This window comes from Kitasatospora sp. NPDC029312 (assembly GCF_055569215.1).
The window spans coordinates 16,156-29,584 of the sequence record NZ_JBVHXY010000054.1 but is presented as its reverse complement, the minus strand read 5'-3'; the positions used below and the strand labels follow the sequence as shown (position 1 = coordinate 29,584).

Annotated in this window: 12 protein-coding genes and 1 pseudogene; 10 read left to right on the top strand and 3 right to left on the bottom strand. The window is 71.4% G+C overall.

Translation table 11 applies throughout. The features are described from left to right. Window positions 1-5: 5 nt before the first annotated feature. From ACZ4WV_RS31395 to ACZ4WV_RS31385, 3 genes and pseudogenes are all read left to right on the top strand, one after another. A complete protein-coding gene (locus ACZ4WV_RS31395; RefSeq protein WP_465752030.1) occupies window positions 6-239 on the top strand; it encodes a hypothetical protein in 234 nt (77 codons plus the stop codon). Window positions 240-503: 264 nt separating this feature from the next. After that, window positions 504-1,781, top strand: a pseudogene (locus ACZ4WV_RS31390) (chloride channel protein); the annotation flags it as partial. 1,851 nt (window positions 1,782-3,632) lie between these two features. Next, on the top strand, window positions 3,633-3,830 hold the full coding sequence (locus tag ACZ4WV_RS31385) for a DUF3105 domain-containing protein (RefSeq protein WP_465752029.1): 198 nt from the start codon (window positions 3,633-3,635) through the stop codon (window positions 3,828-3,830). Here the strand turns inward: ACZ4WV_RS31385 and ACZ4WV_RS31380 are convergent. Next, window positions 3,739-3,957, bottom strand: coding sequence for a heavy-metal-associated domain-containing protein (locus ACZ4WV_RS31380; protein ID WP_465752028.1), 219 nt, complete (start codon window positions 3,955-3,957; stop codon window positions 3,739-3,741). The two genes, ACZ4WV_RS31385 and ACZ4WV_RS31380, sit on opposite strands and share 92 nt — an antisense overlap. A 92-nt stretch (window positions 3,958-4,049) precedes the next feature. Next, complete coding sequence (locus ACZ4WV_RS31375) at window positions 4,050-5,225, bottom strand: YVTN family beta-propeller repeat protein (RefSeq protein ID WP_465752052.1); 1,176 nt, start codon at window positions 5,223-5,225, stop codon at window positions 4,050-4,052. A gap of 742 nt (window positions 5,226-5,967) precedes the next feature. Here ACZ4WV_RS31375 and ACZ4WV_RS31370 point away from each other — a divergent pair. Together ACZ4WV_RS31370 and ACZ4WV_RS31365 are read left to right on the top strand one after the other, a co-directional pair. After that, window positions 5,968-6,270, top strand: a complete 303-nt coding sequence (locus tag ACZ4WV_RS31370) for an STAS domain-containing protein (protein WP_465752051.1) — start codon at window positions 5,968-5,970, stop codon at window positions 6,268-6,270. 149 nt (window positions 6,271-6,419) lie between these two features. Further along, complete coding sequence (locus ACZ4WV_RS31365; RefSeq protein WP_465752027.1) at window positions 6,420-8,306, top strand: potassium channel family protein; 1,887 nt, start codon at window positions 6,420-6,422, stop codon at window positions 8,304-8,306. 4 nt (window positions 8,307-8,310) lie between these two features. Here ACZ4WV_RS31365 and ACZ4WV_RS31360 read toward each other — a convergent pair whose 3' ends face one another. Next, window positions 8,311-8,826: a MarR family winged helix-turn-helix transcriptional regulator gene (locus ACZ4WV_RS31360; RefSeq protein ID WP_465752026.1), complete on the bottom strand. Its 516-nt coding sequence runs from the start codon at window positions 8,824-8,826 to the stop codon at window positions 8,311-8,313. A gap of 386 nt (window positions 8,827-9,212) precedes the next feature. On the opposite strand from ACZ4WV_RS31360, the gene ACZ4WV_RS31355 reads away from it, so the two are divergent. From ACZ4WV_RS31355 to ACZ4WV_RS31335, 5 genes are all read left to right on the top strand, one after another. Next, on the top strand, window positions 9,213-9,467 hold the full coding sequence (locus ACZ4WV_RS31355; protein ID WP_465752025.1) for a hypothetical protein: 255 nt from the start codon (window positions 9,213-9,215) through the stop codon (window positions 9,465-9,467). 140 nt (window positions 9,468-9,607) lie between these two features. Then, entirely contained in the window at window positions 9,608-9,937 is a 330-nt protein-coding gene (locus ACZ4WV_RS31350; RefSeq protein ID WP_465752024.1) for a hypothetical protein, read from the top strand. A gap of 280 nt (window positions 9,938-10,217) precedes the next feature. Further along, window positions 10,218-11,513, top strand: a complete 1,296-nt coding sequence (locus ACZ4WV_RS31345; RefSeq protein ID WP_465752023.1) for a cation:proton antiporter — start codon at window positions 10,218-10,220, stop codon at window positions 11,511-11,513. Further along, window positions 11,500-12,033 (top strand): CBS domain-containing protein, encoded by a 534-nt coding sequence (locus tag ACZ4WV_RS31340; RefSeq protein ID WP_465752022.1) that lies wholly within the window; start codon window positions 11,500-11,502, stop codon window positions 12,031-12,033. Before ACZ4WV_RS31345 ends, ACZ4WV_RS31340 begins: the two co-directional genes overlap by 14 nt. Further along, the gene (locus ACZ4WV_RS31335; protein WP_465752021.1) at window positions 12,030-13,322 is read left to right on the top strand and encodes an ArsB/NhaD family transporter; all 1,293 of its coding nucleotides are present in this window, start codon (window positions 12,030-12,032) and stop codon (window positions 13,320-13,322) included. Before ACZ4WV_RS31340 ends, ACZ4WV_RS31335 begins: the two co-directional genes overlap by 4 nt. Window positions 13,323-13,429: the final 107 nt, after the last annotated feature.

Below are 13,429 nucleotides of genomic sequence, written 5' to 3'. Positions count from 1 at the left end.
GACTGATGGGATCGGAGACCGGCACGTCCTGGTTGGTCGGCCACCCGACGGACCTGTGGCACACCGCCGTCAAGGCGCTGTTGCTCTTCCTGTACGCGGTGATGGGCGTCCGCCTCGATGAGCGTCGGACATCGGCCGAACTGGCCGCGTTCGACTTCGCCGGCGAGCGAAGGCCCTTACCGTCTTGTGCCGGGCGAATACCGCATGCGTCGAACACGGCGGGACATCAGCGGGCCTGACCCGGGGCCGACGTCACGGCCGTTCCGCACCGCCATGGGGCATGCGCCCCGGTGCGCCGGTGTGTGTGCTGCGTTCGGTGCTCGTGCGCCTCCCGCTCCGGGCGCTGACGTGCCCGCTCCGACGGTGGTTGTCCGCCGACTGGGCGCTTCTGTGCGGTCTGGGGTGATGACCCTACAATCGCCCTCATGAGGTCTTTGCATAGTGCAATAAAATTGTCGTCGTCGGGCCGGCTGCGGGCCATGTGGTCCTCGCGTCGGGGTCTGCTGCTGCTGGCGGTGGTGGTGGGCGCGGGCGCGGGCGGCGGAGCGGTCGTCTTCCGGTGGCTGGTGATGACCTTCACCCGCGTGCTGTCGGGCCACGCCGACTACGCGGCGGCCAGCCATGCCGCCAACCCGTACGTCCCGTGGCTCGGGCGGTACTTCGTCCTGGCGGCGCCGGTCCTGTCCGCGCTGGTGTACGGGCCGCTGGTGTACCGCTTCGCACGCGAGGCACGCGGGCACGGGGTGCCCGAGGTGATGTACGCAGTCGCCCGCAGGCAGGGGCGGATCGCCCCGCAGGTCGCGGTGGTGAAGGCGCTGGCCTCCGCACTGACGATCGGCGGCGGCGGCTCGGTGGGCCGGGAAGGGCCGATCGTCCAGATCGGCTCCGCGCTCGGCTCCTCGATCGGATCGGCCCTGCGGGTCCCGGCCGAGCGGCTGCGCCTGCTGGTGGCGTGCGGAGCGGCTGGCGGCATCGCGGCGACGTTCAACGCCCCGCTGGCCGGCGTGGTCTTCGCGATGGAGCTCATCCTGCTCGACTTCGCCGCCGAGAGCTTCGGCGCCCTCGTGCTCGCCTCCGTCACCGCCAGCGTGATCGGCCGCTCGGTGCTCGGCGACACCCCCTTCCTGCGACTGCCGGCCTTCCACGTCGACCACCTCGCCCAGTACGCCCTGTTCGCCGCCCTCGGTCTGCTCGGCGGCGCGGTCGGCGTGGTGTTCAGCAAGGTCCTCTACCGGATCGAGGACGCGTGCGACGCGCTGTGGCGCGGCCCGGAGTGGCTGCGGCCCGCCGTCGGCGGACTGCTGCTCGGCGGGGTCCTGCTCCTCCTCCCGCAGATGTACGGCGTCGGCTACCCCGTCCTGGAACACGCGGTCGGCGGCGGGTACGCGATCGGGTTCCTGCTGCTCCTCCTGATCGGCAAGATGTTCGCCACGTCGTTGACAATCGGCATCGGCGGCTCGGGCGGGGTGTTCGCCCCGAGCCTGTTCATCGGCGCGATGCTCGGATCCGCCTTCGGCCAGAGCGCGCACGCCCTGCTCCCGGGTCTGGCGGGCCCCGTCGGCGCGTACGGGCTGGTCGGGATGGGCGCGGTGTTCGCCGGCGCGGCCCGGGCACCGATCACCGCGGTGGTGATCCTCTTCGAGCTCACCAGCGAGTACACGATCATCCTGCCGCTGATGGCCGCCATCGTGCTGGCCGAACTCGCCAGCCGCAGGCTGTCCCGCGACACCGTCTACACCGCCAAGCTCCGCCGCCGCGGCATCGACCTCGACCAGCCCGCCGCTCAGCCGGACGCGGCCCAGCCGCAGCCGGTGCACGCTGCAACGTAGCAGGCCGCCCGGCCTCGCCGGACAACCGCTCACCGACCGCCCACGATCCCTGGAACCAGGAACATGTCGATGACCAAGGAGCCGACCGCGCCGCCTTCGCCGGTTTCGGACAAACACCGGGAAGCCGCAGGCGCGGCACAAGTCCGTCCACGGAGCTTCGCGCCGGACGGCGTCGCCGCGGTCGCGGTCGTGTCGCTGCTGCTCCTGGCCGTCATGCCACTTGCGGGTCTGACGTCCGGTACGGCCTCACGGCGCCATCCACCCTCCTCGCGAGCGCAGGTGGAACGGCCGTGCTGCGGGAACGCCCGCCACTGCGCGACCGTGCGCAGGCGCCACCTCCTCTGCCTGCCCCACTCCAGCCGCCCCGGCCGAGGGAACCCGTCGCGCTGACGGTGCCCGGAACCCGGCTGTCTTCCTGACGGACGCCGCTTGGTTTCCATGGCGTCGGTGCGGTGCGATCGAAGCGGTCACGGCCGGAGCCCGGATGAGCGGGGGCCGCGTGCCCGGTGGTAGCGGACGAAGCTGGCCAGGAAGACCGCGAGCGCGGCCGAGGTGATGCCTGCCGCGATGGCCGTACACCACGTGATCGCCTCCGGAGTCGCACCTGCGAGGCGAGGAACGGCACGCATGACGCCCGCCCCGAGGAGCAGGAGCGTCCCGCAGGTCCCGTGAACCGGAAACCGGTGTGCAGGCGCCTCTGTGGCGCCAGCGCCCGACAGTTCCAGGGCGGAAGGCAGCGGGGGGCGCCGGCCCGGATCGCAAGCCCGCGGCGCTCGCTTCGTGCTGCCCGGACAGCGGGAGGTCCTCGGAGCGCGCTGGGCGACTCGGACGGCTGCGGCGGGAGCGAGTCCGACAGCGCCCCGTGGCCGGCTGTTCATGGGGTCGCAAGGGTCGCCCGACCGGCGCCTCGCAGGGCGGGTGCTGCCGGGACGGCGATGCAAGCGTGAATCGGGGCGGGCGACGGGCCTGGGAGACTGCGTACGGCTCGGGCATCCCACGACGGCCGGCGCCGCCAGGGGCTCTGCGGTTTCACGGCGCGGCGGGAGGAAGGGCCATTCGCGTGGGCGGGTCTTGTACCGATCGACCATGCGGAGGACGAAGAGGGTCAGGGGGCGGCGGGTTCGGGACCGCAGAGGGCTGGCGCTGGGGCCGGGTGCCATCACGACTTCTCGTCCGCTTCGGCGGCCCCTCTGTTGGGTGAGGGTGACGGCGGTTCCCGAAGGGGGCGTCGTGAACGACCGTGCCAGCAGGTGTCCGACGGCGGGCCGGCCGCAACCCGGGCAGCGCCGGGCGCCGTCCGGCACGTAGGGCGGCATCACCCACGCCCGGTCGAGACGGTAGTACTCCAGGACCGCTCCGCTCGGCGACTGGCACCTGCGCAGTTCGAACTGCAGGCTCCACCGCGTGCCGCAGCCGGTGCACGTGAACTCGGCGAGGTCCACACCCCTGTCTATGACCACCGTGCTCCCCCCTTTCCGGGGCCGGCGGTCCCGGCCCGACCTCGGAGCCCTTTGCATTGAGCAAAGTTTGCACAAGGCAAAGGAAATTCTCAAGAGGTAAGTCGCGACTCATCCGCAGCGGTCCGTCGGTCATATGCCCAGGTCATGGCGTCAATGGGCGGGCCAGGGTTGCCGGTTCCGGCGGCCGGAGTGACCCTCTGGCCGCGTACGGCGTTTTTTCGAGGGGCGGTGGCGTCACCAGCATGTGCCGCAGGCCGCGTGGTCGCGCGACGTGCCGACCGCCGGAAGACCGCACAGGCAGCGGCTCGCGGGCTGCCGTGGTGTCAGGGGCTGCCTGGCCGTCATGACACTACGGCAGGTGACTGGGCAAGGCCGCCGCCGTGTGCCGGATCGGACACCGCTCCACAACGAGAACGCCGTCCATTCGCTGGAGCACGGTGCGGTGTGGGTCACCCGCAACGGTTCACGAGGGCGAAGCCCGCGCCTTCGACGGCGTTGCGGAGTTCGGTGTCGTCGAGCGGCTGCATGGAGGTCACGGTGACGAGGCCCGTCCGTGCGTCGGTGGTGACCTGGGTGACACCGGATAGGGCCAACAGGCCGGTGCTGATGGCTTTCTCGCAGCAGCCGCAGCTCATGCCCTCGACGGTGATGCGGGCGGTGACGGTCATCGGGTTGTTCTCCGGAAGTCGACGGGAAGGACAAGGCCACAGTCGGCGGGCGGGCGCGCTCTGCGGCCACGGCCCGCTCGGGGCCGGCTGGTTCAGCGGAAGATGCCGGTGTGTCCGAGGGAGTAGCGGCCGGGCTGGGGGTAGACGCACAGGCCGTGGGGGCCTGCGCCGACCGTGATCTTGGAGATGAGGTGGCCGTCGTCGGTGGAGATGGCGTAAACGGCGGAGTCGTAGCGGCCGCTGAGCCACAGGACCTTGCCGTCGGCGGAGACTCCGCCCATGTCGGGGCTTCCGCCGGCGGGTAGGTGCCAGGTGGCGGTGACCTGGCCGGTGGCGAAGTCCAGGACCGAGATGGAGCCTTCCTCGCGGTTGGAGACGTAGAGGCTCCTGGAGTCCCGGCTGACGTACAGGCCGTGTGCGCCCCGGCCGGTGGCGATCAGGGTGGGCGTGGTGAAGGCGTCGCCGTCCAGGGCCCACACGCCGCCGGCGACCATGTCCGCGACGTACCAACTCCGACCGTCGGGGGAGATCTTGACGTCCTGCGGCATGGATCCGTTCTGGGGGAGCTTCTGCTTCGCGAGGACGGTCATGGCGGCGGTGTCGACCTTGAGGAGTTCGCCGGAGAACTCGCAGGAGACGATGAAGTAGCGGCCGTCCGGGGAGAAGTCGGCGTGGTTGACGCCCGCGCAGTCGGCGGGGACCGACTTGACGACTCCCATGGTGTGGGGATCCCGGAAGACGAGTTGGCGGTCGGCGGAGGCCATGACCACGGCGTGCTGCCCGTCAGGGGTGAAGTAGAGGTTGTAGGGGTCGTGGACGTCGACCGGTTCGCCCGGCTGTCCGGTGGCGGGGTCGATGGGAGTGAGGGTGTTACCGAGATCGTTGTTGACCCAGAGCGTCTTCAGATCCCACGACGGCACGACGTGCTGGGGCTGGCGGCCGACGTGCAGGGTGTCGATGACCCGGTACGTGGCCGGATCGATCACGCTGACGGTGTCGGATTCGGTGTTCGGAACGTAGACGCGTGACGGGAAGCCCTTGACGGTCTCGGAGAGTCGGCCGGGACGGTCGGCGGCATAGAGGTCGTTCGGGTCCAGTGGTTCGGGCATTCCGGGCAGACGTGCTCCGATCGGCTGCGTCGCCGATGGGCTTCGGTCGGTCATGGCTGCCGCGCGCGTCGGGCCCGGTGCGGCACTCGATCCGGGAGTCACCCCGTCCGGGGGCGGCGAACACGCCGCCGACCTGCACAATGCGAGAACGAGGCACATCAGGGCCGGCCGGTACCAACAGCGGTACTTCAGAGATCTCATCGGCTCGCGACTCCGTCGTCATGGGCGGCAGCCTCCCGCCCGTTCCCAGTTCTTTGCACTATGCAAGAGAGTAGGGCGGTGGCTGGCGCTCCCCGCGCCGACGGGCCGAGAATCCGTCGATCGGGCGATCGGTCACCCGTTGGGAAGGGGCCGAGCGGGGCGCCTGTAGCGAGCTCGGAGTGCGTTCGGTGGAGCAGGTGTGGTCGAAGTGTCGGCGCACATGGAGGCCCCGTGCCTGTTTCGCGGGTTAAGGCATTCGAGTGAGGTTCGTCCTGGCCACGGGCGAGCATGCTTTGCATAATGCAAAGGCCTCGTCGTGCTGTTCGGCCTGGGCCGCCTCCGGCCCGGCCCGTGCTGACGGGACTGGGCGAGCCCCGTCCGTGCAATCCCCGCCACGGGGTGCGGGGCCGCTCAAGGGCGGCCGTGCGGCCGGGAATTCGCAACTCCCCAGCGTGCCCGCCCCAATCCCATCTTCGGTGCCGCCCTGGAACGGTCGGCCGGGACCGCGCTCCCGGCCGGACGCCTTGCCGCGCCGGCCGGGGCGGCTGAGACGAAAGGTCCTTCGTGACCGCAGCGAATGTCACATACGGTGAAAGACACGGCTGGACGATCGTGCACGTGGCCGGCGATCTCGACCTGCCGGTGCTGAACGCGGCCCGCGAGCGTCTGCTGCGGTTCATCTGGCAGGGGGGAACGCCATCTGGTGGTGGACCTCGGCGGGCTGAACTCCTGCGAAGCGGGCATGTTCGCTGTCCTGGCCGCCGCCCGCAGGCACCTGTCCTCGCGCGGGGGCGAGCTCAGGGTAGTGCCGCCGCCGCGAACCGTTCCCGCGGGCCGCCTGCTCGCCGGGTGCGGGATCGGCCGGGCCTTCGACATCTTTTCCACGACCTCGGAAGCGGTGTCCGACGCCCGTCCGCTGGTACCCACGGGTTCCGCTCCCTCGCGCCGGCCCGGCGAGGCGGAGCCGAACCATGCCGTGTCGATACCACCGCAGCGCGGCTGAAGGGTGCCCGGATACCGTCGAGACGCGGGACCGGACGGGTCCTCGTCCGGCGGATCCGCCCGACGCGGCGCGCTTACGGGGCGCGGTGACGATTCGTCAACGATGACCTTCGCGGGGGAAGGGGCAACTGCTCGGCGAGGAAGACTGGCATGATGTCGTTACCTCTCACTGACAGGCCGGACGGCGGCGTGCCGTTGCCCCGTAACCGGCAGCAGACCGCTGGTGGCCGTACCGGCAGCGCCGACCCGCGGGCCGGTCACATGGTCGTGTGCAGTGGTGACGCCTTGGCTCACCGGCTGGCCGTCGAGTTGGCCACGCTGTACGGGCAGCGCGTCACGGTCGTGGTGCCGTCCTTCCAGGACGACCACGGTCCGCGGATCGCCGCTCTGGCGGCCGACGAGCGGGTCGCCGTAGAGGCGGTCGAGGCGACGCAGTTGGACGAGGGGACCCTGCGTGCCGTCGGTGTGGCGTCGGCCGCGGCCCTGGCGCTCACCTCCGGGGACGACCAGGCCAACATCCACGCCGCCGGGCTCCGGGCGAGGCGGGTCAACCCCCGGCTGCGGCTGGTGCTGCGGATCTACAACCGTCGGCTCGGGCTACGGGTCGAGCAACTGCTGGACCGGGCGGTCGCCGCCCGGCACCCGGAGCTGTCGCCCGCGGCGTTGGAGGCGTCCACGACCGTCCTGTCGGCGTCGGGCACGGCGACGCCGGCGCTGGTAGCGGCGGCCGTGGCCGGGCGCAGCCATGTCGTGCCCGTCGACGGCGGTCTGCTGCGCCTGTCGGTGCTCGCCTCGGGCGAGAGCGCCCAGGGGCGGGAGGTGGCGACGGTGGCGATGGCCAGAGGGGCGGCGTCGGGGGAACCGGAGGGTGGGCTGCTGCCGGATCCCGCCACGCTAGGAGAGGGGGAGGGGCGCGTCGTCCTGGAGCTGCTCGGCCGGGTGCCGGGTCCGGTGCGCCGACGCGGGCTGCCGGGGCTGTTCGCCGTGGCGTGGCCGAGTCTGTTCTCGGCGCGGTTGCGCTTGGCTCTGGCCGGACTCGCCGCGCTGACCGGTGTGTTCGCGGGCCTGACCTGGGCGGTGGCCAGCCAGCCTCCGCTCTCGGCCGCGTGGCTGACCACGCTCGACGTGCTGGGCATCGCGGATCCCGCTGACAGCGGGGGGCCGGGGCGCAAGGTCCTGCAGATCCTGGCTTCGGTGGCCGGCATGCTGCTGATGCCGCTGCTGATCGCCATGGTGCTGGAAGCCCTGGGAACGTTCCGGGCGGCCACCGCGTTGCGCCGGCCACCGCGCGGCCTGTCGGGTCACATCGTGCTGGTGGGCCTGGGCAGGGTCGGCAGCCGCGTGCTGGAGCGGCTGTGGGAGATGGATGTATCGGTGGTGTGCGTGGAGAGCGATCCGGGCGCCCTCGGCATCGCCCGGGCCCGCTCCTACGGCGTGCCCGTCGTCCTGGGTGATGTCACCCAGGACGACGTCCTGGAGGCGGCGAAGGTCGACCGGGCGTCGGCCCTGATGGCGTTGACGAGCGATGACAGCACGAACCTGGAGGCGGCGCTCTGCGGCCGGGAGTGCCATCCGGGCCTCCGGGTGGTGCTGCGGCTTTTCGACGAGGATTTCGCCGGCGACATCTACCGGGCCCTGCGGGACTCCTACCCCGGGGCCGAGACCCGCAGCCGCAGCGTCTCCTTCCTCGCCGCCCCGTCCTTCGCGTCGGCCATGATGGGCCGTCAGGTGATCGGCGCACTCGGCGTCGGCCGCGAGGTGGTGCTGATCGCCGCGGTCGAGGTCGCCGGAAATCCCCAGCTGGCCGACCGGACGGTCCGCGACGCCTGCCGCCCCGGCGGGTGGCAGGTTCTGGCGGTGGACGTGGCGCCCCCGCCCGAGCGGGCCCCGGACCTGGCCGATCCCTACCACAGCGGTTCGGAGCTGCTCTGGTCCCCGCCGGGCACGAGAATCCTCGGAGACGGCGATCTCGTCGTGGTCGCCGCCACGAGGGAAGGCCTGGGGCTGCTGCTGGGACGCGACGGCGGCGCGCGGTGAGCCGTTACCAGCCGAGCAGATCCGCCGGGTTCCGGTCGGGCGCCGACGGCTCACCGCCCGCCTCGGCGAAGGCGCGCAGCGCCTGGACGAGTCCGGTGCGCTGCTTCGCGGGCATGGCGGCGACGATCCGGGAGATCTCCTCGCGCCGTCGGTCGGTGGCGTCGACGACGGTCCGTGCCCCCGCGTCGGTCAGGGCGATGCGCACCTCGCGCCGGTCCTCGGGGCTGACCTCCCGGGCGACGACTCCGGAGGCGACGAGCCGCTCGATCATCCGCATCGCCGTCGACGGGTTGACAGCCAGAAGTTCGGCCAGGCGCGACATGCTCATCGGCCCCCGCGAGTGCAGTGCGACGAGCATCCTGAACTGGGGCAGCGTGAGCGCCTCGGCGACCTCGCCCAGGGAGCGCGCGGAGATGGCCACCAGGACCCGGGAGGCGGTGAGCACGGCGGTGACCAGGTCCTCCTCGGCCGGGCTGGAGGGCCGGTCGCGGGAGGCAGGAACGGTGAGGTCGTCGGACATGTGTCCTTTTTACCTCCAAGGCGCGCCCGCGCACACGTTCAATCGATCTTCCCGTCTCCGCCCGGCCGCCTCGCCGCTGTCCCGACGTCACCCTCACGGGGCTGGCGCCCCACAAGTTTTCTTTGCAGAATGCAAAGGGTGTGCCGGTACTCCGACCGGTTGCCGAAGCCTCCTCGCGTTCGCGTGGCGGCCGGCTCCTCGGCGACCGGAGCCTGCGCGCGCCGGAGGAGCGGCGTGGTGGTCGCGCCATGCCGGGCAGGTCCGGACGGGCGGCCGGGGAGGGTCCGTAGTCCCCTTCCCCGGCCGCCCGTGAAGCCGACGTCCGCTCGCCGACCGACGGCGCACAGCGGGATCGGCGCCCACGGCGGCCGGTGGGGCGAGCGGAGGTGGATGTCCAGGTGTCAGGGGACCCTTCCCGGCGTCCGGATCCTGCAGGGCAGGAACAGTCCGGCGGCGATGGGCCCGGCGGCGCGATCGACTGCGACCGGTTGGAATTCATCCGCAGCATGCAGCGGGCGCGCGTGACCGACGGCGACGCCCAGGCCATGCTCGGCGTTCTCGACGCCCTGCGGGACCTCGGAGCCCGAACGGCGGCTCTCGCGGAACGGCTCGCCGCCGAAGCGGAAGAGGAACAGGCGTGAGCCGGCCCCTCGGGGCGCGTGGCCGGGCTGGGAATGGATCACACCGCCGGCGATGCGCGAAGACCGGTGCGGGAAGGTCCGCGGTTGTGTGGAGCGCGGATCGGAACGGTCCGCTGTGTCGCCCGAGGGAACCGAGCGGTATGGCCGAATTGCTGAAGCGCAATCCCGCACTGCGGAAGCTGGTTCTGGCCGCGTCGGGCCTCACGGTGCTCGCCGTGGTAGCCAGGTTCGCGAGCGGAGTGGTCGACCCGGCCTCACCGGGCTCCGGATGTGGGGGAACGTTGACCGGATCCTACCTACGGGGCGTTGCCATCGGGGCCTGGATGGTGGCACGCACCAGCCTGTTCGTGGCCATGCTTCTCCTTGCCGGCGGAGCGGTCGCGGTGGTGGCGGGCGCCCTGCGAGCTCTCCTGTTGCGGATCGGCCGGGCCGTCCTCACGGCCCTCCAGCACGGCAGCCGGGGTTCCTGATCCCCAGTGCGACGACGCAGCCATGCTCCTCTTGCGGCACCGGGACGACGGAGAGCCCGGGGACGGTTGAGCGCCCTGGTGCAATGCCCCGGTCGATCGCGAAGGGACGCCGGCCGTTCCGGGCCGTCGAGACGGGAATGCGACGGATGACTTCCGTCGGCTGGCCGTTAAAGCGCTATCAGAGAAGCGTAAAAGTCAGATAAAGTCATGGGCGGTGTGCCGGGAAGCCTGGTCGGCGAACAAGGGGACAGTTCTCTTCGTCGATCCGGGGGTGACTCCTGTGGTGCTCGTTGCCGTTTTCGGTGCCGCGTTGCTTGTCGCGGTCCTTCTGTCGGGCCTGGCGGCCCGTTCCGTTCTCTCCACGTCGTTGCTGTTCCTGGCGGCGGGTGCGCTGGTCAGCGACGGGTTTCTCGGTCTGATCCACGTCACGCCGGACAGCCCGATCGTCGAGGCGACAGCGGACCTGGCGTTGTTCACGGTCCTGTTCAGCGATGGCATGCACCTGGCCTTCCCCTCGCTGCGAGCGGCCTGGCGCAACCCGGCGCGGGCCCTCGGGCTGGGCATGCCGCTAGCGTTCGTCGGCATGGCGCTGGTCACCCACTTCCTCGTGGGGCTGGACTGGACGACGTCGTTCCTGGTCGGCGCGGTACTGGCACCGACCGACGCCGTGTTCGCTTCCGCGATCGTCGGTCGCAATGAAGTCCCCGCGAGGCTGCGCCAGCTGCTGAACGTCGAGTCCGGTCTCAACGACGGCCTGGCCCTGCCGGTGGTGCTGGTGCTGATCGCCGCTGCCGGGCCGACCTCCCCGAACTTCGAGGCGTCGCTTCCCACGATCGGCCTCGAACTGGTCGCGGGCCTGGCCCTCGGTGTCTCGCTGCCGCTCCTGGTCCACGCCCTGGTGCGGGTTCCCATCCTGGGCGCGGAGGGGAAGCTGCAGCCGCTGCTGCCACTGGCGACCGGAGTGATCCTCTACGCCGCCTGTCACCTGACTCACGCCAACCCCTACCTCGCGGCGTTCTCCGCAGGTGCGGTGCTGGCCTCGGTCTCCCCGCAGTCGCAGCGGGCCTTCGAGCCGCTGGGCGAGGCACTGTCAGAGCTGAGCAAGTTCGCCGCGCTCCTGGTCTTCGGCGCCCTGCTCACCCCGAAACTGTTCGGCGGCCTCTCGATCGGCGGCTACGTCGGGGTGGCACTGGCCATCCTGCTGATCCGCCCGGCCTCGCTGCTGATCTCGCTGATCCGCTCCCGCATCGACCGGCGCGAACAACTGGTCGCGGCCTGGTTCGGCCCCAAGGGCTTCGCCTCCGTCGTCTACGGGCTGCTCGTCCTGCAGGCCGGCATCCCCGAGGGCGGGCAGGCCTACACGCTGATCGCGGTGTGCATCGCGGTCTCCATCGCCGTGCACTCCAGCTCGGACGTGCCGGTGGCCCGGCTGTTCGACGTCGAGGAACCAGCCGGGCCGCAGAGCCCCCAGGATGGGGACGACAGCGCCAGCACCGGCGCCGCATTCCTCGGCGCCATACCGGCGCAGGCGAGCGCCGACACCCCGGCCAAGGAGCACCCCGATGCGCGCACGTGACCTCGCCGAGCCCTTCCCGACCGTCTCCCTGGACGACCAGGCGCTGGACGCGGCGCGGCTGCTGGCCGAGCACCGCCTGCCCGGAGTCCTGGTCGTCGACGGGGCGGGAGCGCCGCGCGCCCTGCTGCCGGCCTCCCAGCTGGTACGGCTGATCGTGCCCGGCTATGTGGTGGAGGACCCGGCACTGGCGGCGGTCATCGACGAGGCACACGCGGACCGGCTCTGCGAGGCACTGGTCGGCGTCAAGGTGCGCGCCTGCCTGCCCAAGGACGCCCCCGCGCCGGCGGTGGCGGACGCGGACGACACGGCCGTCGAGATCGCCGCCCTCATGGCGGGCACCCGCAGCCCGCTCGTCGCGGTGGTCGAACGACCCGCCGGACACCGACCCGCCGGACACCGACCCGCCGGACACCGACCCGCCGGACACCGACCCGCCGGACAGCGGGGCGGCGACGGCGGGCGGCTGCTCGGTGTGATCACCGCCTCGCACCTGCTCCACCGACTCCTGGGAAACACGTGAACAACTGGCAAGCCTGGGCGTCGCTGGCGGTCTTCGCCGCCGCCTACGTCCTGATCATCACCGAGTGGGTCCACCGGGTCGCCGCCGCCCTCGGCGGCGCCGGCGCGATGCTCGCGATCAGGGCGACCAACGACGAATCCGCGTTCTTCTCCACCGACTCCGGGATCGACTGGAACGTCATCTTCCTGCTCGCGGGCATGATGATGATCGTCGGCGTGCTGCGGCGCACCGGCGTGTTCGAGTACCTGGCGATCTGGTCGGTCAAACGCGCCCGCGCCAAGCCGTTTCGCGTCATGGCCATGCTCGTCGTGATCACCGCCGTGGCATCCGCCCTCCTGGACAACGTCACCACGGTCCTCCTGGTCGCCCCGGTGACCCTGCTGGTGTGCGACCGGCTGCGCCTGCCGGCCGCGCCGTTCCTGATCGCCGAGGTGTTCGCCTCCAACATCGGCGGCATCGCGACGCTGGTCGGCGACCCGCCGAACATCATCGTCGCCAGCCGCGCGGGCCTGTCCTTCAACGACTTCCTGGTCCACCTGGCCCCGCTCGCCCTCGTGCTGACCGGCGTGCTGGTCCTGATGTGCCGCTTCCTGTTCCGCCGGTTCTTCGTCTACGACGAGGACCGCGCCGCCGAGGTGATGGCGCTCAACGAGCGCGAGGCGATCCGACAGCCGCGCCTACTCACGCAGGGGCTCGTGGTGCTCGCCCTGGTGATCGCGGGGTTCGTCCTGCACCCCGTCGTCCACTACGCGCCCTCGGTGGTCGCCCTGCTCGGGGCCGGCCTGCTGGTCGCGATATCCAAGGTCGAGGTCAAGGACGTCCTCGAGGAGGTCGAGTGGCCGACGCTCGCGTTCTTCGCCGGACTGTTCATCATGGTGGGCGCGCTGATCCAGACCGGCGTCATCGGAGAGGTCTCCCACTTCCTGGCCGACGCCACCGGCGGCGCGCCGCTCGGCGCGTCCATGCTGTTGCTCTGGGCTTCCGGCCTGCTGTCGGCGATCGTCGACAACATCCCCTACGTCGCCACCATGGCGCCCATCACCGCCGACCTCGTCCACTCCGTCGGCGACACCCACGGCCACGTCCTGTGGTGGGCCCTCGCCCTCGGTGCCGACCTCGGCGGCAATGCCACCGCCATCGGCGCCTCCGCCAACGTCGTCGTCCTCGGCATCGCCGAACGCAACCGCCAGTCGATCAGCTTCTGGACGTTCACCCGCTACGGCATCCCCGTGACCGTCGTCACCATCGCCATCTCCGCCCTCTACCTCTGGCTGCGCTACTTCGGGTGATGGCCTGGCCGGCAGGTGCGAACGCGGAGGGGGCTACGAGCGCCTGCCCGTCGAGCAGGCTCGGGTGGGAGGCGCGGCCGCAGTGCTGCAGTTGGACGAAGACGACG